This is a genomic window from Bacillus sp. FJAT-49711 (assembly GCF_018343715.1).
Taxonomy (GTDB): domain Bacteria; phylum Bacillota; class Bacilli; order Bacillales; family Bacillaceae_C; genus Lederbergia.
The window spans coordinates 48,675-66,596 of the sequence record NZ_JAGYPL010000001.1; the positions used below are offsets into that span (position 1 = coordinate 48,675).

24 protein-coding genes are annotated in these 17,922 nt (G+C 37.1%); 13 read left to right on the forward strand and 11 right to left on the reverse strand.

Annotation, left to right across the window (positions count from 1 at the left end):
* Nucleotides 1-378: 378 nt before the first annotated feature.
* Nucleotides 379-939: an RNA 2',3'-cyclic phosphodiesterase gene (thpR, locus tag KHA96_RS00335; RefSeq protein WP_213127316.1), complete on the forward strand. Its 561-nt coding sequence runs from the start codon at nucleotides 379-381 to the stop codon at nucleotides 937-939.
* Between the two features lie 30 nt (nucleotides 940-969).
* Here thpR and KHA96_RS00340 read toward each other — a convergent pair whose 3' ends face one another.
* Together KHA96_RS00340 and KHA96_RS00345 are read right to left on the reverse strand one after the other, a co-directional pair.
* On the reverse strand, nucleotides 970-1,254 hold the full coding sequence (locus tag KHA96_RS00340) for a helix-turn-helix transcriptional regulator (protein WP_349305701.1): 285 nt from the start codon (nucleotides 1,252-1,254) through the stop codon (nucleotides 970-972).
* 14 nt (nucleotides 1,255-1,268) lie between these two features.
* Entirely contained in the window at nucleotides 1,269-1,826 is a 558-nt protein-coding gene (locus tag KHA96_RS00345; RefSeq protein ID WP_213127318.1) for an AraC family ligand binding domain-containing protein, read from the reverse strand.
* 78 nt (nucleotides 1,827-1,904) lie between these two features.
* On the opposite strand from KHA96_RS00345, the gene KHA96_RS00350 reads away from it, so the two are divergent.
* The 4 genes from KHA96_RS00350 (at nucleotide 1,905) to KHA96_RS00365 (ending at nucleotide 5,745) form a co-directional block, all read left to right on the forward strand.
* Complete coding sequence (locus KHA96_RS00350) at nucleotides 1,905-2,714, forward strand: phytanoyl-CoA dioxygenase family protein (protein WP_249315183.1); 810 nt, start codon at nucleotides 1,905-1,907, stop codon at nucleotides 2,712-2,714.
* 165 nt (nucleotides 2,715-2,879) lie between these two features.
* Entirely contained in the window at nucleotides 2,880-3,818 is a 939-nt protein-coding gene (locus KHA96_RS00355; protein WP_213127319.1) for an NERD domain-containing protein, read from the forward strand.
* On the forward strand, nucleotides 3,805-4,749 hold the full coding sequence (locus KHA96_RS00360) for a diacylglycerol/lipid kinase family protein (RefSeq protein ID WP_213127320.1): 945 nt from the start codon (nucleotides 3,805-3,807) through the stop codon (nucleotides 4,747-4,749). The genes KHA96_RS00355 and KHA96_RS00360 overlap by 14 nt, the downstream gene beginning before the upstream one ends.
* Before the next feature lie 216 nt (nucleotides 4,750-4,965).
* Complete coding sequence (locus tag KHA96_RS00365) at nucleotides 4,966-5,745, forward strand: phosphotransferase family protein (protein WP_213127321.1); 780 nt, start codon at nucleotides 4,966-4,968, stop codon at nucleotides 5,743-5,745.
* Here the strand turns inward: KHA96_RS00365 and KHA96_RS00370 are convergent.
* Nucleotides 5,736-6,014, reverse strand: a complete 279-nt coding sequence (locus KHA96_RS00370) for a YtzH-like family protein (protein ID WP_213127322.1) — start codon at nucleotides 6,012-6,014, stop codon at nucleotides 5,736-5,738. The genes KHA96_RS00365 and KHA96_RS00370 overlap by 10 nt on opposite strands.
* Nucleotides 6,015-6,125: 111 nt before the next feature.
* Here KHA96_RS00370 and trmB point away from each other — a divergent pair, with 111 nt between their 5' ends.
* Entirely contained in the window at nucleotides 6,126-6,761 is a 636-nt protein-coding gene (gene trmB / locus KHA96_RS00375; protein ID WP_213127323.1) for a tRNA (guanosine(46)-N7)-methyltransferase TrmB, read from the forward strand.
* 68 nt (nucleotides 6,762-6,829) lie between these two features.
* Here the strand turns inward: trmB and KHA96_RS00380 are convergent, their stop codons facing one another.
* Nucleotides 6,830-7,210 carry a transposase gene (locus KHA96_RS00380; protein ID WP_213127324.1) on the reverse strand — a complete coding sequence of 127 codons (381 nt, stop codon included), beginning with the start codon at nucleotides 7,208-7,210 and terminating at the stop codon, nucleotides 6,830-6,832.
* Nucleotides 7,211-7,739: 529 nt separating this feature from the next.
* Between KHA96_RS00380 and KHA96_RS00385 the strand changes: the two genes are divergently transcribed.
* Nucleotides 7,740-8,591 (forward strand): YtnP family quorum-quenching lactonase, encoded by an 852-nt coding sequence (locus KHA96_RS00385; protein WP_213128631.1) that lies wholly within the window; start codon nucleotides 7,740-7,742, stop codon nucleotides 8,589-8,591.
* A gap of 32 nt (nucleotides 8,592-8,623) precedes the next feature.
* On the opposite strand, the gene KHA96_RS00390 is transcribed toward KHA96_RS00385, so the two are convergent.
* Complete coding sequence (locus KHA96_RS00390) at nucleotides 8,624-8,935, reverse strand: PepSY domain-containing protein (RefSeq protein ID WP_213127325.1); 312 nt, start codon at nucleotides 8,933-8,935, stop codon at nucleotides 8,624-8,626.
* Between the two features lie 157 nt (nucleotides 8,936-9,092).
* Between KHA96_RS00390 and KHA96_RS00395 the strand changes: the two genes are divergently transcribed.
* A complete protein-coding gene (locus KHA96_RS00395) occupies nucleotides 9,093-10,163 on the forward strand; it encodes a M42 family metallopeptidase (RefSeq protein WP_213127326.1) in 1,071 nt (356 codons plus the stop codon).
* Nucleotides 10,164-10,379: 216 nt separating this feature from the next.
* Nucleotides 10,380-10,895 carry a DUF84 family protein gene (locus tag KHA96_RS00400; RefSeq protein ID WP_213127327.1) on the forward strand — a complete coding sequence of 172 codons (516 nt, stop codon included), beginning with the start codon at nucleotides 10,380-10,382 and terminating at the stop codon, nucleotides 10,893-10,895.
* A 245-nt stretch (nucleotides 10,896-11,140) separates the two neighbouring features.
* On the opposite strand, the gene KHA96_RS00405 is transcribed toward KHA96_RS00400, so the two are convergent.
* Nucleotides 11,141-11,581 (reverse strand): YtoQ family protein, encoded by a 441-nt coding sequence (locus tag KHA96_RS00405; RefSeq protein ID WP_213127328.1) that lies wholly within the window; start codon nucleotides 11,579-11,581, stop codon nucleotides 11,141-11,143.
* A gap of 139 nt (nucleotides 11,582-11,720) precedes the next feature.
* On the opposite strand from KHA96_RS00405, the gene KHA96_RS00410 reads away from it, so the two are divergent.
* Complete coding sequence (locus KHA96_RS00410; protein WP_213127329.1) at nucleotides 11,721-12,230, forward strand: hypothetical protein; 510 nt, start codon at nucleotides 11,721-11,723, stop codon at nucleotides 12,228-12,230.
* A gap of 140 nt (nucleotides 12,231-12,370) precedes the next feature.
* Here KHA96_RS00410 and KHA96_RS00415 read toward each other — a convergent pair whose 3' ends face one another.
* Complete coding sequence (locus KHA96_RS00415) at nucleotides 12,371-12,520, reverse strand: hypothetical protein (protein ID WP_213127330.1); 150 nt, start codon at nucleotides 12,518-12,520, stop codon at nucleotides 12,371-12,373.
* A gap of 119 nt (nucleotides 12,521-12,639) precedes the next feature.
* Between KHA96_RS00415 and KHA96_RS00420 the strand changes: the two genes are divergently transcribed.
* Nucleotides 12,640-12,954, forward strand: coding sequence for a thioredoxin family protein (locus KHA96_RS00420; RefSeq protein ID WP_213127331.1), 315 nt, complete (start codon nucleotides 12,640-12,642; stop codon nucleotides 12,952-12,954).
* 38 nt (nucleotides 12,955-12,992) lie between these two features.
* Here KHA96_RS00420 and KHA96_RS00425 read toward each other — a convergent pair whose 3' ends face one another.
* Genes KHA96_RS00425 through KHA96_RS00440 form a run of 4 tightly spaced genes read right to left on the reverse strand, consistent with a single transcriptional unit; the run spans nucleotide 12,993 to nucleotide 16,283 of the window.
* Entirely contained in the window at nucleotides 12,993-14,126 is a 1,134-nt protein-coding gene (locus tag KHA96_RS00425) for an ABC transporter permease subunit (RefSeq protein ID WP_213127332.1), read from the reverse strand.
* Entirely contained in the window at nucleotides 14,104-14,991 is an 888-nt protein-coding gene (locus tag KHA96_RS00430; RefSeq protein WP_213127333.1) for an ABC transporter ATP-binding protein, read from the reverse strand. The genes KHA96_RS00425 and KHA96_RS00430 overlap by 23 nt, the downstream gene beginning before the upstream one ends.
* Nucleotides 14,975-15,742: an ABC-2 family transporter permease gene (locus KHA96_RS00435; protein WP_213127334.1), complete on the reverse strand. Its 768-nt coding sequence runs from the start codon at nucleotides 15,740-15,742 to the stop codon at nucleotides 14,975-14,977. Before KHA96_RS00435 ends, KHA96_RS00430 begins: the two co-directional genes overlap by 17 nt.
* Entirely contained in the window at nucleotides 15,705-16,283 is a 579-nt protein-coding gene (locus KHA96_RS00440) for an RNA polymerase sigma factor (RefSeq protein ID WP_213127335.1), read from the reverse strand. Before KHA96_RS00440 ends, KHA96_RS00435 begins: the two co-directional genes overlap by 38 nt.
* Before the next feature lie 152 nt (nucleotides 16,284-16,435).
* On the opposite strand from KHA96_RS00440, the gene KHA96_RS00445 reads away from it, so the two are divergent.
* Together KHA96_RS00445 and ytpR are read left to right on the forward strand one after the other, a co-directional pair.
* The gene (locus KHA96_RS00445) at nucleotides 16,436-17,242 is read left to right on the forward strand and encodes a DUF1444 domain-containing protein (RefSeq protein WP_213127336.1); all 807 of its coding nucleotides are present in this window, start codon (nucleotides 16,436-16,438) and stop codon (nucleotides 17,240-17,242) included.
* Between the two features lie 13 nt (nucleotides 17,243-17,255).
* Nucleotides 17,256-17,858, forward strand: a complete 603-nt coding sequence (gene ytpR / locus KHA96_RS00450) for a YtpR family tRNA-binding protein (RefSeq protein WP_213127337.1) — start codon at nucleotides 17,256-17,258, stop codon at nucleotides 17,856-17,858.
* The last annotated feature ends 64 nt before the right edge of the window (nucleotides 17,859-17,922 follow it).

A 17,922-nucleotide genomic window follows, 5' to 3' on the forward strand; every position in this document is an offset into this window, starting at 1 on the left:
GCCCAATTCCCATTCAAGCGAGCTTTATTCCCGTTCGGGTAATAATTCCCGTTCCAGTGCTTGTCATTCCTTTTCGAGCAGCTTTAATTCTCGTTCGAACATGATTTATTCCCGTTCAAGCAGCTTCAATTCTCTTTCGCACATGTTTAATTCCCTTTCAAGAGGGTTTTATTTCCGTTCAGGCGATTCATTCCCGTTCAAGAAGCTTCAATTCTCGTTCGTACACGCCCAATTCCCATTCAAGCGAGCTTTATTCCCGTTCAAGTGATCTTTATTCTCGTCCAAGAGATTTTCATTCCCTTTCCAGCATTTCATTTTCTATTCAAGCAGTGAACTTGTGTTTAAAGGGTATAATAAATACAAAAAGGAAGTGGGATAATGACAGGGCATTATTTTTACGCGCTAGCGCTCCCTGCGGAAGTAAAACAATATTTATTAAATGTGAGTGAACAAATAAACGGGGAATTTCCTTTTAAAAAATGGGTTCATCATGAGGATTACCATATTACACTTGCGTTTCTTGGACATGCAGATCGAATTAAATTAATACAATCCGTACAAAAAATTAGAAATCAAATAAAGGATTTTTCATCATTGCATTTAAATATAACTAACACAGGTATTTTCGGTAGTCCAAAAGCACCGAGAATATTATGGGCTGGGGTTAATCACTCAGTAAATCTACATAGTCTTCGTACAAATGTTTATGACAGCTGTATTCAGGCTGGTTTTCAACTTGAAACGCGTCCGTTTAAACCACATATTACGTTAGCAAGAAAATGGAATAACGATGATTCCTTTTCTGCTGCGGATTTCCAAAAATACTCTGAGAAGTTGATGAATGATTTTGAATTTAGAGCAGATGAGGTTGTTCTTTATCATACACACCCTGAGAAAACACCTAAATATGAAATAATAGAGTCGTTTCGACTGAATTAACCCCCTTCACATAAAATGGCGAAAAGCACATTAATCATATCTAGTGCTTTTCGCTTTTTCAAATACTTGTTTACGAAACATGCTTGGATTTAATCCGAAAAAGGAGGTGAATTGTTTAGTAAAATAAAACGGGCTAGAAAATCCTACTTCCCTAGCAATTTCCGAGATCGGCAAATTAGTATACTCAAGTAAGCGGGCAGCATGTCTTAAACGCATCGATAAAAGGGTGGCCATAATTGAATGACCAACTTGTTCGCGAAATAAATGGGACAATCTAGAAGGAGATAGATTTACTTGTTCTGATAAGGATTGAATCGTGTGCGGAGCTTTTAAGTTTTGGCAAAGATATGTAAAATTTCCTGAACGCGCCTATCTGCAATTGTTCGGTTATTGTGATTGTGAATTTGATTAATTAATAATAGAATTTCTTCCAGAGCGTTCATACTCAATTCTTTAGATAATGAATGAATGCCATGATTATCGCGAATCATTCGTTTAAAACAATTTAAAACCCGATCATTTAATTGATTTTGTTCAATTTGAAAATATAGTAATCCCTTAAAAGGCTCATAAAATTGAAGTAATTCTATCCAAGTTTCCCTAGGAAGAAAATGAACCCAAACAAACTCCCAATGGGAGGAACTAGTTTCGTACACATGATTTGTTTTAGGTTTAAGAATAGCTATATCTCCTTTTTTAACCATTTGTACATTTTCTCCTATTTTGAACTGACCTTGACCAGATATTGTATATGTCATCAGCCAATCCTTCGTCCCTTCCAGTCTAGCAACTTTGTAACCATTCTTTTGATTAAAGTGGTCACATATAAGAATGCCAGGAGATGGGATTGTAGTAAAAATAGCAGGATTGTTAAGATTATTAGTCATTTCATTCATTCCTTTTATTAAAAAACAATTTATTATTTAATTATAGATAATTTTCAAATAAAAAGGAGTGAAAAACAATTGATTACTGAAAAGACTTCTATAGTGCAAAAGGAATTTTTTGATAAAGAAGGCTATTTAATAGTGAAATCCCTTTTTACGAAGGAAGAAACGGAGCAATTAAAAGAACATTTCATGAATATCCATAAAAATGGACCGATCCCGGGACATTTTTCACCTAAATCCAAGGAAGATGCAAATGGCGATGTACTAAAAATGTATCCGAGAATCATGCATCCACATAAAGTCGACCAACTCTCTATGGATTATATGTTAGATGCTAGAGTGTTTGAAATCCTCACGAATCTTCTTGGTGAGGAGCCCCTTGCAGCTCAAAGCATGTTCTATTTTAAGCCTCCAGGAGCGAAGGGGCAGGCCCTTCATCAAGATAATTTTTATCTAAAAGTGGAGCCTGGCACCTGTATTGCTGCTTGGACAGCAGTAGACTCTTCAAAAGAAGAAAATGGTGGCCTTTATGTCGTTCCCAATTCACAATATTCCGAGCTGCAATGTCCTCATGAAGCGGATCCTGAAAAATCATTTACGCGTGAAGAAGTGAATGTTCCAGAAGGATTAGCTCCCATTCCTGCCATTCTTGAGCCTGGAGATGTTTTGTTTTTTAATGGAAATGTCATACATGGATCTTATCCGAATGTTTCAAAAGATAAATTTAGAAGATCATTTATTTGCCATTACACAGGAATATCAGCGAGCAAAATCGGCAATTTTTACAAACCTCTTTATCACCAAGATGGTAGAGAAGAAGTTGAAATGGAAATAAGCGAATCCACTCCATGTGGTAATGAATTTGATGAAGTAAAAATGGGCTAATGACTAAATATGAAAAAGATGCAGATCACACAAAGAAATGCATCTTTTTTGATTTGTATTGTTTTGATATCCTATAAGTTTAGCAAACGTCCTTTCTAATCGTTATATTACATATTATAATAGAGAGTAGTTTTGTCAGCGACCCGAGTAAAGGATGATTTTACGATGGCCCAGCTCATCAAATTACAAGATTATATTTCTCGCTACGAAACGGATCTGTCCCGCTACCCTTCTCAATATGTTCGCTTGAAAAAGCAACAGTGGGAGAAGGTAAAAGAGGCTTGGGAATTTGGTTCGTTTCATAATGACGGAGATATTTCAATACCGATATCGTCTCAGGAAAAACAAAGCTTTTTCAAAAAAGTGATGAATATGTTTTCAAAAGAAGAGATAGATCAACTCGATTTCCTACCAGAAAATGAAGACAAAGACTTCAGCTTTTCAAATTTTTCCCATGCAAATACAGAAGAAGAATTAAAAAAAGAATTTCTGGATCATCTTCTACGTTTCCAAATTAAATGGGCGAGTTCAACGATTCACGAAAAATCATTTGTTAATGAAGAATATTATGCAAATGAAAAGCTGCAACATTTTTTGCAGCGACTGCCAGATAATTTACTAGTACTATATGAGCCTATATTTTTACTGAAAAAAGCACCTGTTGAAGTGGAGGTTATACTGCTTACCCCGACAGAAACATGGTGTCTTGCTTTCTTGGAAAATGAAGATGACGCAGCATACGTAGGTTCAAGCGAGCACTTTTGGATGAAAAAACATCAGAATCAAGATTCGAAGGTTTTGAATCCTGCTATGTCCGCGAATCGAATGGAAAAAATAGTGAAACAGCTTTTTCAGTTATATGAAGTGGAGCTGCCGATTCGAAAGGCGATTGTTTCGAGAAATGGTTTCATTGATTTTCCGGAAGTGCCGAGTGATTTATATTTGTTAGATAAGCGTTCTTATGAAGAATGGTTTCAAAGGATGAGAAACTTAGCTTCTCCTTTAAAAATGCTGCAAATTAAAGGTGCGAAAGCTCTTCTGGAATATTGCCAGACAACTTCTTTTCGCAGACCAGATTGGGATAAAGAATATGAAGATGAATGAACAAAGAAAACTTATTTTCATTGTGAATCCTGCCGCCAAAAATGGTTATAGCTTGCGGATTTGGAAGAAATTAAAGAAACAATTAACAAATATTCCACATGAGGTTTTCTTTACAAAAGAAACAATGGATGGGGCTAAAATTGCTAAAAGAGAAGCGATGAAAGATTCTCGCCACGTTCTAATAGTTGCGGTTGGCGGGGACGGAACCATTCATGAGGTGATAAATGGGATTATGCATTTGCCTCATGTGACAGTTGCATACATCCCAGCAGGGTCTGGAAATGATTTTGCAAGAGGGTATATGCTGCCAACCGACCCAAGGAAGAGCATCGATTTCATCGTAAAACTTATGCATTCACCTTCCATTTTATATGATGCGGGTATGTATAAGACGAACCTTAATGAAAGTGGATTTTTTGTAAATAGTGTAGGAGCAGGCTTCGATGCATTACTATCCATGAAAGCAAATCGTTCTAAAGTTAAAAAATGGCTGAATTATATTTCACTAGGCAAGCTCGTTTACGTCTACTTTATTATTACAGAGCTAATACGCTATCGGCCAAATACGTTAACTCTTGAAGTGGATGGGGAAACGAAAGTCTATGAAAAAACTTGGTTCGTCACCATATCTAATCAACAGTATTTCGGTGGAGGAATGAAAATTGCCCCTTATGCTGATCCTGGGGATGGCATGTTTAATATTACGGTAGTCCATAATTTATCCAAGATCAAACTTCTTTTTATTTTCGTAACAGTCTTTTGGGGCGGGCATTTAAAATATAAAGAAGTAGATTCATTTAATGGACAGGAGATCGGCATTCATTTTGAGAAACCTGTACGAGTTCATGCAGATGGAGAAGATATTGCGGAAACCCCTTTTTTTGTTAAAATATCTCCTAAAAGCTGGGGACTCATCCAAAATGCAGAATAATATTATATAATTCTTATGGTATTTTATGATTTCCATAAAAACGTCTTGACGAAAAACGACAATTAGCGATAAAATTTAATAACTGATAGCTATTGCAGTCAAATTAGTTTCAATAGCTGTCTTTTTTTGTTGAAAAAGGTTGTAAGAATTCTATGCGCTTTTATTACGACATTTCGGGGTACTGACTCCGTTGATATAAACGAAGGTGAACATAAAGTGGATTTTTTATTAGGGCAGGATTGGGAAATCACTCCTGCTGGCGGAGCAACAGGAGAAGCTTTTTTTGCAAAAAAAGATAATAAAAAACTGTTTCTAAAGCGTAACTCTTCACCATTTCTTGCCGTGCTATCAGCGGAGGGAATTGTTCCAAAGTTAATTTGGACAAAAAGAATGGAAAATGGTGACGTAATCACGGCCCAGAAGTATTTAATTGGGCGAGAGTTTAAACCGAATGAAATGGCTGATAAAAGGGCTGCGAAATTGCTAAAAAAGATTCACGAATCGCAGCCGCTTTTAACGATGCTTATGCGTATGGGAAAGACACCATGCGGTCCTGCCCAGCTGCTCGATGATGTGGAATCCACCATTGACCAAGGGTTATTAAATGTACATTTGGTGAAAGCTGCCCAAGCATTTCTTCAAAATGAAATAGCGAATATTAATTGTGAAGAATGGGCTGTTTGCCATGGCGATGTAAATCACAATAATTGGCTAATTTCGGATAAAAATGAAATTTTCCTCATTGATTGGGACGGTGCGATGATTGCAGATCCAGCATTTGACCTTGGATTGCTTCTTCATTGGTATATCCCAAAAGATCATTGGGGAAAATGGCTTGAACAATACGGCAAGCCGTTAACCGCTGAGCTTGAACTTAGAATGAAGTGGTACACAATTGCCCATACTTTATTATCGATCCAATGGCATAAAAGCAAAAATCGATTCCGAGAAATGGAATATTGGATTAATTATCTTGACCACTTTCATTATGAATAAGAATTAATTTGTCCTACCCACTGGGAGAGCTCTTCCTGGTGGGCATTTATATGACTCTCTAGATCAGAAGAGTTTTTCCCAGACTGGCAATATGTATATATTTCTTCCAAAAGCGGCTGCATATCCGAGGATATGGAATTGCTTGCGAGTAAGGATTTGACAAGTCTTCCTAACTGTTCACATTCTGAAACTGATCCACAGCAATCTTCAAGGTGATTAACCAAAATATCTTGAAGTAAACCCACTTGATCTTGAACCTTAAGTGACATACGGAAATCTCCTTTTTAAACAACGATATTGTTGCTAGTGTACGGAACAAGCTTTGTATTTATTCATAAAAAATAGTTGGAAAAGCAATAAAATAATGAGGTGTAACATTCATGCGTTTAAGACATAAGCCTTGGGCGAGAGAGAAAATTGAAAACTATCCACAGTACGTCATTCCTAATCCCGAGCAATTTCGTGGCAACTGGAGTGCACTATTTGAAAATAATCATCCTGTTCATATTGAAGTAGGTACCGGTAAAGGGCGCTTTGTAACAGAAATGGCAAAAGCGAATCCTGATATTAATTATATTGGGATTGAACTTCAAGAAAGTGTGATTGTAGCGGCACTCGATAGGTTGATAGAAGCCGAGCTTCCGAATGTAAAACTTTTGAACACAGACGGCGAGGATTTGCAAAAGTTTTTTGAAAGTGCAGATGTTGAGCGCGTTTATTTAAACTTTTCTGATCCATGGCCAAAAAATCGTCATGAAAAAAGGCGACTAACCCACGAATCATTTTTACGTATATATGAAAAGTTATTAATTAAACATGGTGAAATTCATTTTAAAACGGATAATCGCGGCTTATTTGAATATTCGTTAATGAGCTTTTCTAAATTTGGACTTGAGTTAAAATACGTAAGCCTTGATTTGCATAATAGTAATTTCGAAGGCAATATCATGACAGAATATGAAGAAAAGTTTTCATCGAAAGGTCATCCGATTTATAGATGCGAGGTAAAATACTAAATTGATTTGGGGCTGTCTAATAAGTCCCTAAAATATATCAGGTGAAAACGAGTCGTTTTCACCTGTTTTTATGCTTTCATTTTTTCCCTTGAAAGTAGCCGGCGGATGCCGGCTACTTTCAAGAGATTGTGTGCCAATGCCACAATCCCAAATTCTGTGTGAACCTTATCAAGGCCCCGCAGTAAAAATTTGCGGAACGACCGATTGCCCTTGATGTGGCCAAAAACACTCTCTACGTCAATTTTACGTTGCGCGTAGAGGCGTGATTTTGTTTCACACTCAAGGGCTGTTTTGGCCTTTGCTTTCATTTCTTTAAAAATGGGGTTCCATTGTACTTGACGATTGCCTTTGGCTTTTGTACAGAGAGCTTTCAACGGACAATCTGAACAGTCCTCACATTCATACACTTTTAAACTTTGTACATAACCTGAGGCATTTTTCTTATTCAAATACTTTTAAGTAGGTGCGTAATTTGCTTTTTTAGAAACGCAAGTTTCCTCTTGTATTTCCAGTGGAAGTGAAGTTTGTTCAGTGATATAATTGGGGTTAGTAATCTTTGGATTGCTCATAAAAAATCGTCCTTCCTAAATGTTGGTGTGGTAACTTTCATTTTACAAGAAGTGACGATTTTTTTGTACCTATTTTTAATAACGGAAGGCACTGTTCTGAGAGGTTGTTGCTTTTAAAACCAACACTGTTTGAAGGTTGATTGGAGCGAAAGTGCGAGACTCCTGCGGGATGTGCGGACAGGTGAGACCCCACAGGCGTTTGCGCCGAGGAGGCTCACCGCCCGCCCCGCGGAAAGCGAGCAACTGTAGCGGAAATCAACCTTTACGCACTACTTGATAAAAAGCAACAAAGTATGTGAGAAAAGCCTAACAAAAAAAGGCAGTCCTCAGAAGTCATTTTTCATGGACTTTTGGGACAGCCCCTTTTTATGTTAAAATTTACTTAAAAGGATGGAAGGGCGTGGATATTGTGGAGGTTTTTAAACTTGGGAGCATCACCTTAACTTGGCTGAATGGCGGAGTTACTCATATGGATGGTGGTGCAATGTTTGGAGTTGTCCCAAGACCTTTATGGTCAAAAAAATATCCTGTAAATGATAAAAATCAAATTGAATTGCGGACCGATCCTATTTTTTTACAAATAAATAATAAAAATATTTTAATTGAATCGGGCATTGGAAATGGAAAATTGACCGATAAGCAAAAAAGGAATTTTGGCGTGACGGAGGAATCCAAAATATCTGAATCATTGGCCGAACTTGGATTAATGCCTGAGGATATAAATATTGTTTGTATGACACATCTTCATTTTGACCATGCATGTGGGCTAACGAAGCCGGATGGAGAGGGCTTTACTTCCGTTTTTCCAAATGCAGTTATCTACACATCAGAGGTTGAATGGAATGAGTTGAGAAATCCAAATATTCGTTCGCGGAATACATATTGGAAAGAAAACTGGGAGCCGATACAAGATCAAGTTGTGACATTTAAAGATAAGCAAGAAATCGAAGGAGCCATTACGATGATTCATACTGGAGGTCACAGCAACGGTCATTCCATCATTGTGATCGAAAGTGAAGGAGAACACCTCGTTCATATGGGGGATCTTATGCCGACGCACGCCCATCAAAATGTCCTTTGGGTGCTCGCTTATGATGATTATCCAATGGATTCAATCCGGGCGAAACAGGAGTGGATTCCAACTAAAATGAAAGCAGAAAATTGGTTTACCTTTTACCATGATGGACATTATCGTGCTTTGAAGTGGGACGAAGAAGGGAATATTTTAGATTCGGTGAAAAGAAACAGAAAGGACGACTAAAAAAATCAGAGGCTTATGAACCTCTGATTTTCCTATAACGGATATATATCAATAACACTTCCCGTATAAGCGTCGGCGATAAATTCATATTGCTGACGTTCCCCATTTTGTGTAGTCGTAATCCCGCCACGATATACTTTCGTCTGAATAGCATACTTTTTATAATCCTCTGGCTTCATTTGCAGCCAAGAGCCATCAATTTTGCCTTCTTTTTTAAATGCGTTCTTTACATCAGCAAGAACCATTTCTCCAGATATAGGTATGGTTTTATTTATTTTTTTACTTAAACAGTAACCCCCGACAACACCAGCCGCTGCTCCAGTTAAAAATGATTTCCAATTCAAACGAGTACACCTCCGAAAATGGTAAGTAGCTTTAGTATACAGGAAATGGTTTAATTCTTCGACATTTAATAATTCGCATACAGAATGATGGCAAGTAAAAAGTAAGTTCTGTAAAATAAAAAGTGTACATAGATTGGAAGGATCAGGAGGTCTGAAAATGAATCAGGAAACACTAGACTTATTTAAAACACTTACCGAACTCCCTGGAATTGCTGGCAACGAGCATGCGGTCCGCAATTTCATGCGCGAACAATTGGAAAAATACGCAGATGAAGTGGTTCAAGACCGTTTAGGCAGCATCTTTGGTGTAAAGCGAGGAGATGAAAAAGGACCAACTGTCATGGTAGCAGGGCATATGGATGAAGTTGGTTTTATGGTTACGAAAATTACCGATAATGGAATGATTCGTTTTCAAACGATTGGCGGTTGGTGGAGCCAGGTTTTGTTGGCGCAGCGTGTTCAAATTATTACGGACAATGGACCGGTAGACGGAGTTATTGGGTCCATTCCACCGCATCTACTAAGCGATGAGCAACGGAAAAAGCCAATGGATGTTAAAAATATGATGATTGATATTGGTGCAGATGATCAAGATGATGCAAAAAAAATCGGAATCGAGCCTGGTCAACAAATTGTTCCAGTGTGTCCGTTTACTCCGATGGCCAATCCTAAAAAAATTATGGCTAAATCATGGGATAACCGCTACGGATGTGGATTATCAATTGAACTTTTAAAGGAATTAAAGGATGAAGAAATTCCGAATATCCTTTATTCAGGAGCAAATGTGCAAGAGGAAGTAGGACTCAGAGGCGCAACAGTTGCAGCAAATATGATTAAACCTGATATTTTCTTTGCACTTGATGCTAGCCCTGCAAATGATATGTCTGGCGATAAAAATGAATTTGGTCAACTAGGCAAGGGTGCACTCCTTCGAATTTATGATCGTTCCATGGTGACACATAAAGGGATAAGAGAATTTATTCTAGATACAGCGGAAACGAACAATATCCCATATCAATACTTCGTTTCCCAAGGTGGAACGGATGCGGGGAAGGTCCATCTTTCAAACGAAGGAGTTCCTAGTGGGGTAATCGGTATTTGCTCGCGTTATATTCATACCCATGCATCAATCGTTCATGTTGATGATTATGCAGCAGCAAAAGAGCTGCTTATTAAGCTAGTAAAGGCAAGTGACCGTGCTACTGTAGATTCTATTATCCAGAAATAAGAAAGAATAAAGAGGTGGAGTAAACTTCGCCTCTTTGTTATGAAAACATGTTATCGTAAAAGCTCAATAGCCTGCTTTTTTACTCTATATAGAAAGTTAGAGTTATGTATAAATTAGAAGATTTTCTCTTGACTGAAACAAAATTAGAGGCTTGAATCCTTATATATTTAATGCTTGGAAAAAAGAGTTTATGCTAGCAATTTAAGGAGATATAACATGAAAATAGCAGTAGGTTCAAAAAACGCAGCAAAAATTAAGGCAGTAGAAATGGTTTTGGGGGATAGTGGCTACAAGAACGAACTTATTTCGTTAAATGCTCCTTCGAATGTTAGTGGCATGCCATTTTCAGACGAAGAAACGATGAAGGGCGCAATGAATCGGGCAGAATTTTGTTTAAATCATGGCGAGGCGCATGTAGCAATAGGTCTTGAAGGTGGCGTAACGGAAACACAATATGGTCTATTTTTAATCAACTATGGTGCTTTAGCTGAAAAAGGCAAGGAAACGATTGTAACAGGCGGAGCACGAATTAAGCTACCGGAAGAGATTGCCGAACTCCTTAGAGCAGGGGAAGAATTAGGTCCCGTAATGGAAGAATACAGCAAAAAGAAAAATGTCCGTTCCAGAGAAGGTGCAATTGGCATTTTTACCCATGGAATGGTTAATCGCGATGAAATGTTCATGCATATAGTAAAATTACTTGTGGGTCAAAGAGAATGGGGGAGAAAGTAAGATTTTCCTCGTGACATATTGATTGCTTGCAGAATTCGGACTGAAAAGTAGAGATTTCAAAAGTACAGTCTGAATCTGCGCCGCATTCAGACTGAAAGGTAGTTTTTTCAAAAATACAGCCTGAATGCGAGCTGAATTCGGACTGAAAAAAGTAGAGTCGTCAAAAATACAGTCCGAATCCATACCACATTCGAATTAAAATATGTTTTTAAATAGTTATTGTCTTAATTAGAAAATTTCTTAAGTCAATCAAAAATATAAGCTAGTGCTTTGATTGCTTGGTTGACTGTTTCGACTGTTGCATTCGCCTTCCTTGAAAGTTCTTTTAAAGGATGGTGAAGTTCTTCAGGGCGAATAAGAATTAATGGCTTGCCTAGTGTAATGGCGGAACTTGCATCCATAGCGGTATTCCACTGTTTAAATTTTTCGCCGAATAAGGCAATAACTAAATCAGCCTTTTGCATGAGCACTTGAGTTCGTAAATTATTAAAGCTTGAAGCAGCTGCATCGCGGAAAATGGCGTTAGGCTGTTCACCAAGTATTTCTTCTCCGATTGCATCTGAACGATCATGATCTTCCATTGGTCCGACAAAATCAATTGGAAGCTGTAATGCTTTTGCCTTTTCTTTTATTTCATCACGCCAGTTACTATGAATTTCACCTGCTAAATAGACGGTTAACCTCATAAAGCATCCCTCCTTCATATACTACAAAATATTGTATCATTTTTTTCCAATCCTTTCTTTGTCCATGCACGGGGTTGTCAAGCACTTTTTAAGAGTAGTATGATAGACATGTGAGTTAAGTAATATAGGGGGAAAGATCATGAAAAAAATGATAACAAGTGTAGTGATCTTATTAGGGGTTTTGATTATTGCTGCTTGTGGAAAAACGATAGAAGAAGAAAAAGTAAAAGCCGAGGGAAATGTTGAAAAGGCTTTTGAAGCTAAGTCTGAAAATGCGAACGAAGAAATTCAGTCCATTAAGTTCAATCTGCCATCAGGATTTTCAATAAAAGATGAATCACCTAATAATATTATTTTGGAAAAAGGGGATCATCCTTATATCCTTTTTTATAACCCGAATGAAGATCATAAAAGCAAAGCCCTTTATGATGGTGTTGTCGAGAATGCTAATAAGGTAATTACAAATAAAACATTTTCGGATGAAGAACGCTTTGGTTACTTAGTAATTAATGAAATGGATAAAGAAATGTACGAGGTCACAGTCGGAATTGGTGGAATCAAAGCAACTTCTGAATCGGATTTAAAAAACTTAGCGACTGATGCAGAGCTATTAATGAAAGTTGTTAAATCCACATCTTTTAAGGAATGATTAAGGCGGAGCAAGTCCGTCTTTTTTTTAGACGAATGCAGCAAATATCTATACACTAGCTATGGAGATTAGTTAACTATTCGCTTTTCCTGCCTGCGGATAGGCGAGGATCATCGATGCTTTAAGTTGCTAATATCCCCTTACCTTATTCTAGTTATTTTAGCATCTATAGGCAATATGTTTTGGCCAATGATGAGCAACACGGCTAGTGCTGGAATGAGAAAGTGTTGATTTGTCGGACAAATCATGACCTTTACGATGATGGGCTTTTCAATGACTGTTTTCTTCAAGACATTTTACTCCATATTATCGGCCCTGCTGTGATAAGCTTAATCATATCGGAATATATGAGAAAATGTGGCTGGATCAAACATAGCCATTATGTTAACCAACACTGGAGGGAAATAAGATGGATAAATTACAATCCGTGGAACAATTTGAAACATTAAAAAATGAAGAACGAACAATCTTTATGTTTTCTGCCGACTGGTGCGGAGACTGCAAATTCATCGAACCATTTTTACCAAGACTCGAAGCTGATTATCCTGAATATACATTCATAGAGGTGGACCGTGATCAATTTATTGATTTATGCGGCGAGCTCAGTATATTTGGAATTCCAAGCTTTATCGCCTATCACAGCGGTGAGGAAGCAGGCCGCTTCGTCAGCAAAGATCGTAAAACGTTAGAAGAGATTGAAGAGTTCATTAATGGGTTATCATAAAAAAATGCAAAAGCCCCAAATGGGGTTTTTGCATTTTTTTATATTGAAACTTGCCTCCTTTTCATCACCCATTTTGTCATATACCAAGCTAGTCCTCCTAAACCAACAGATACAACAACTGCAACAATTGGATGGAGTATTGGAGTGCCAAAAATATTATATGTGTAGAATCCACTAAAGAGCTCCTTCACTTTCATAAACCTATATATTGAAAGATTAAGAATTTGTTCCACCATAATTTTCGTAGTTCCTCCATAGTCAAGGAGAGTATCAAAGACGAGTGGTATCCCAAATATCATTCCAGAGGCAAGGATGGAAACCATCACCTTTTTGCTTAAAGAAGAAATAAATACCGTTATTAGGCCAAAAGCTAATGCAGCAATAATATGGATGGTCATCATGGCAAAAAAGGTTTTCATTAGATTGTACGAATATGGAGATTCAATAAACTCGTACAAAGATTGCAAGGAAGATTTCCAACCGTGCATGCCAAACAGATAATAAGCTTTGGCAAAGCTGTATAAACTCCATGCAGATACTATGGAGAGAATGAATAGTAAAGATGCCAGTATTTTAGCTGTCACTAATTTTGAACGACCAAATTTTGAACTAAGTAAAAATTGATCCATGCCAGAACTGTATTCTTTAGAAAATATAGGCCCAATGCCAATGATTGTCATAAAAGCTGTAATGACAAATCCAAATGTATAGATCATATCTATCATGATGGCAGGGCCTTTTTGATAATAAAGTTGAGATGAATCGATGCTAGCTAGCATATCCTTTTTTAAGGCAGTTTTTTTCATTTTATATGATGATGTGGCATTATTTATTTCGGAAGCTAATCCCGCAATCTCATGCTCCCTTTCTTGCATTCTAGCGATCCGAAAAGAAAATAATTCCGATATACCATATAATGTATGTTCTTCGGACGTTACTTCTTCGCCATTATCAAATTTTTCATTAACTTCATCCCTAACTATTTCTAATTCCGCCATTTTTTCCTTCGTTATCTTTCCTTCAAACTTTTGATAATCTTGATAAATAGCACGTTCATTTTGTCGATCAACGAACCCTCCAGAACTTACAATAGCTATTAATAGAATAAATAATATATAAATACTTTTCTGTTTATAAATCTTATACAATTCAAATTTGAGCAGCTGAAACATCTTGATCCTCCTCAAAATAATACAAATATAAATCTTCTAAATTAGGTTTTGCTAAAACAGCAGCAGGTGATGGGCGTTCATCGCTAATGATTCTCAACTCGGCTCCGAGTTCGCTTCTTACAATATTTCCGACCTTATAAAGTGTTTGATATTTAGCTATTTCTTTTTCCGAAACTTGCAAAAGCCAGACCTTTTCCGAGATTTCCGATAGAAGTTTTTGTGGATCTTGTTTATGCAATAGGCGGCCAGATTTTAAAATAAGAATTTCCTTTGCAATAAATTCAATATCGGAAACAATGTGAGTCGATAGCAAAACAATTCGATCTCCACTAATAGCAGAAAGAAGGTTCCGAAAACGAATCCTTTCTTTTGGATCAAGGCCCGCAGTTGGTTCGTCCACGATTAAAATTTTCGGATCATTTAATAGTGCTTGTGCAATCCCAATTCGTTGTTTCATTCCTCCAGAAAATGTACCCACTTTCTTTTTGCGTACGTCTGAAAGATTAACTAGTTCAAGAAGCTCATTAACTTTTAACGAAGCATATTTTTGGTCCAGCCCCTTTAATGCCGCAATATAATGTAAAAATTTCTCCGCAGTGAAATTTTTATAAAGCCCAATATACTGGGGAAGATAGCCAATAACATCCCGATAATCATCACCAAGTTCAAAAATATTTTTGCCATTATATTGAATTATCCCAGAGCTTGGCGTTGTAACGGTTGCTAGCATTCGCATCAATGTCGTTTTCCCAGAACCGTTCGCTCCTAAAATTCCGTATACACCACTTGTAAAGTCGCAAGTAAAGTTATCTAAAGCGGTATGTTTTCCATATCGTTTCGTTAAATGGTCAATCGTTAAATTCATGGTAAACTCCTTTATTAATCTGATTAATTTCAAGTGTAATGACGATAAGAGCAACTGCGAAAATGGTTAAAAATACAAGATCAGGAATCGCTGCATAAAGTGAATCTAACTGTATAACGGACATTCCGAGAGTAAATAAAACCGCAATGGTGATCGGCACAGCGAAGATTGTCCGAAACTTAATGGATAAAAATAAGCAAAGTGCAATCGTAACCGTGTATGGAAGCGCCCAATAACGCAGTAGATCGCCAAGTATGACAGGCTCAGCGAAGAAATGAATGATAAAGAATAATACTAGATTGCATACAAGGTTAAAAATACCGATTATCAAAAGTTTTGATAGGATGATTTGGGATGGTGAATGCTTTAAGGATAATTCCAGTTCTAATAAACCTTCGTCCCTGCTTCGGAAAATATCAACAATTCCAACCAAGACTGGTAATGGAGCTAATAAAAATAATGCCATGTAAGGATCGTCTGCAACTAAGACAAAACTTAGCCCCACAATTAAGTACAATAAATTGGAAATCCAAAAGGCAATTGAAAACTTGATTGATTCCTTATAAGCATTTTTTAGTAAACTTGGAATGTAGCGTGTTAAAAGACTTTCTTTTTTTTCTGGAACATATTGATGAAGCATGGCAATTGTTTCTTCGATTTTACCTTCTTCAGGTAATTCAATTTTAAATTCCTCCAACCACATTTCTAATTCATTATCGTTGTTCATTTCTAGATCTGTCCTCTTGTTCACGATCTTCACCTCTTTGTAAAATGATTTTTAGTTTTTCTAACCCTTGTCTAAGTCGGGATTTTACAGTAGATTCGGTTGTTTTTGTCACTTTGGCAATTTCCTTAATCTTTAAGTCATGAAAATACTTCAACAGGATGGCATCGCTTTGGTAACGGGGAAGTGATTGAATCGCCTGTATAACTTCCCTCCGTTTTTCTTTTTTTTCAAAAATATATGGAACAGAAGTAGTGGAGGATAGCTGGTCATCGAGTTCCTCCGTTATTTTTTTAACTTGAAAGGACTTTGACCGAAAAAAATCAGTGCAATGGTTAACAGCAAGTGTATACAGCCATGTTTTAAACTGGGCTCGTTCTTGATACGTGTGAATGCTTTGCAACATTTTTATAAAGACTTCTTGTGTTAGATCATAAGCTGTCTCTTTATCGCAAATTTTACGGTAGATAAATGCATAGATTTGTTTATAATAACGATTGACAAGCACTTCCATTGCGGAATGGCTGCCAGCTTTAATCTCGTTGACTAAGTCGATATCTGGAATCAATTTGTTCACCTCGATAATTTGAACGAATGAAAGTACGGGAAAGTTTTAAAATGAATGAAATAATTTTATCATTTAACTTCATTCTTTGAGACTCTAGACTTTTTCATGTAAAATGGTTAATAGTTTATTTACGCCCAAGGAGGGTTGAATGGATGAAAATGGATGAAAAGAAATTAAGAAGAGAGTTAGAGAAAAGGCTTGAAAAACAAGGCCGTTCTTTTACATATGACCGCGAGAAGGAAACACTTCGTATTGAAAATGATGAAACCGGAAAAGGAATCGATGTTGCCCTTTCTGGAATCGTCGCGAAGTGGCATGAGCAGAAAGACAAGGCAATTGATGAAGTTGTGTATTATGTCGAGGAAGCATTAGAGGTCATGGGGAAACAGCAAACCGTGGCAGGAAGTGAAAAGAAAATATATCCTGTAATTCGCTCAACTTCTTTTCCGCTTGAAACAAGTGATGGCATTTCATTTATAACGGATGATCATACAGCGGAAACGAGAATTTATTATGCGCTTGATCTCGGTAATACATATCGAATGCTGGACGAGAAATTGATTGAAAAAGAAGGGTTAAATCCGCAAAAAATTCGTGAAATAGCCCGGTTTAATGTTAGGTCATTATCTACTCAAATGAAAAAAGATTCTCTTGCAGGTAATGATTTTTATTTCTTAAATACGAATGACGGCTACGATGCAAGTAGGATCCTAAATGAGAAATTTCTCCAAGAAAAAGTGGAAACGATAGAAGGGGAAATGGTGGTGGCCGTTCCGCACCAGGATGTACTGATTATTGGGGATATCCGCAATGGGACAGGCTACGATATTTTGGCTGAATTAACGATGAGCTTTTTTACCTCGGGGACAGTTCCCATAACAGCACTTTCATTTATATATGAAAATGGAAAATTGGAACCAATCTTTGTTTTAGCAAAGGATCATAAAAAAGAAGACTGAAAGGGGAAGCAACATGAATGTATTTTATAATTTAGAAGGAGTAGGCGATTGTTTACTCATTAACTTGGGAGATATCGAGCATAGAACGTTTGAACGAAAAGGGGACGTTGCCCGTATTTATGATGAAAAAACAAATAAAACGGCCGGCTTCAATGTATTTAATGCTTCTAAATATGTTAAAGTCGAGGGAAAAGGTCAAGTTGACTTAAATGAAACAATCGTTGAGAAAATCAATGAGGCACTAATAAAAAATGGGTTTGAAGAAAAGTTAGATGTCGATTTTTCTCCTAAATTCGTGGTTGGATATGTAATGGAAAAAGAAAAGCATCCGAATGCGGACAAGCTTAGTGTTTGTAAAGTCGATGTTGGAACGGAAGAATTGCAAATCGTGTGCGGGGCTCCTAACGTCGAGACGAGCCAAAAAGTTGTCGTGGCAAAAGTGGGTGCTGTCATGCCAAGCGGAATGATTATTAAGGATGCTGAGCTGCGCGGGATTCCGTCTAGCGGGATGATATGTTCAGCGAGAGAGTTAGAGCTTCCTAACGCACCTCAGGAAAAAGGCATTCTTGTTTTAGAAAATGAAAAATATGAAGTAGGACAAGAATTTAAAAGCTGAATCAATAATAAATATGTACACCCATCAAACCTAACAGGAGTGATGGGTTTTTTTATGTTTAATG

What these genes read in the sequence shown, in the direction of transcription:
- KHA96_RS00370 (WP_213127322.1), bottom strand. Translation starts at nt 6,014, where the DNA reads ATGTCACTTAAGGTTCAAGATCAAGTGGGTTTACTTCAAGATATTTTG.
- KHA96_RS00355 (WP_213127319.1), top strand. Translation starts at nt 2,880, where the DNA reads ATGGCCCAGCTCATCAAATTACAAGATTATATTTCTCGCTACGAAACG.
- KHA96_RS00430 (WP_213127333.1), bottom strand. Translation starts at nt 14,991, where the DNA reads ATGAATTTAACGATTGACCATTTAACGAAACGATATGGAAAACATACC.
- KHA96_RS00420 (WP_213127331.1), top strand. Translation starts at nt 12,640, where the DNA reads ATGGATAAATTACAATCCGTGGAACAATTTGAAACATTAAAAAATGAA.
- KHA96_RS00400 (WP_213127327.1), top strand. Translation starts at nt 10,380, where the DNA reads ATGAAAATAGCAGTAGGTTCAAAAAACGCAGCAAAAATTAAGGCAGTA.
- KHA96_RS00360 (WP_213127320.1), top strand. Translation starts at nt 3,805, where the DNA reads ATGAAGATGAATGAACAAAGAAAACTTATTTTCATTGTGAATCCTGCC.
- ytpR (WP_213127337.1), top strand. Translation starts at nt 17,256, where the DNA reads ATGAATGTATTTTATAATTTAGAAGGAGTAGGCGATTGTTTACTCATT.
- KHA96_RS00445 (WP_213127336.1), top strand. Translation starts at nt 16,436, where the DNA reads ATGAAAATGGATGAAAAGAAATTAAGAAGAGAGTTAGAGAAAAGGCTT.
- KHA96_RS00425 (WP_213127332.1), bottom strand. Translation starts at nt 14,126, where the DNA reads ATGTTTCAGCTGCTCAAATTTGAATTGTATAAGATTTATAAACAGAAA.
- trmB (WP_213127323.1), top strand. Translation starts at nt 6,126, where the DNA reads ATGCGTTTAAGACATAAGCCTTGGGCGAGAGAGAAAATTGAAAACTAT.
- KHA96_RS00395 (WP_213127326.1), top strand. Translation starts at nt 9,093, where the DNA reads ATGAATCAGGAAACACTAGACTTATTTAAAACACTTACCGAACTCCCT.
- KHA96_RS00345 (WP_213127318.1), bottom strand. Translation starts at nt 1,826, where the DNA reads ATGACTAATAATCTTAACAATCCTGCTATTTTTACTACAATCCCATCT.
- KHA96_RS00410 (WP_213127329.1), top strand. Translation starts at nt 11,721, where the DNA reads ATGAAAAAAATGATAACAAGTGTAGTGATCTTATTAGGGGTTTTGATT.
- thpR (WP_213127316.1), top strand. Translation starts at nt 379, where the DNA reads ATGACAGGGCATTATTTTTACGCGCTAGCGCTCCCTGCGGAAGTAAAA.
- KHA96_RS00405 (WP_213127328.1), bottom strand. Translation starts at nt 11,581, where the DNA reads ATGAGGTTAACCGTCTATTTAGCAGGTGAAATTCATAGTAACTGGCGT.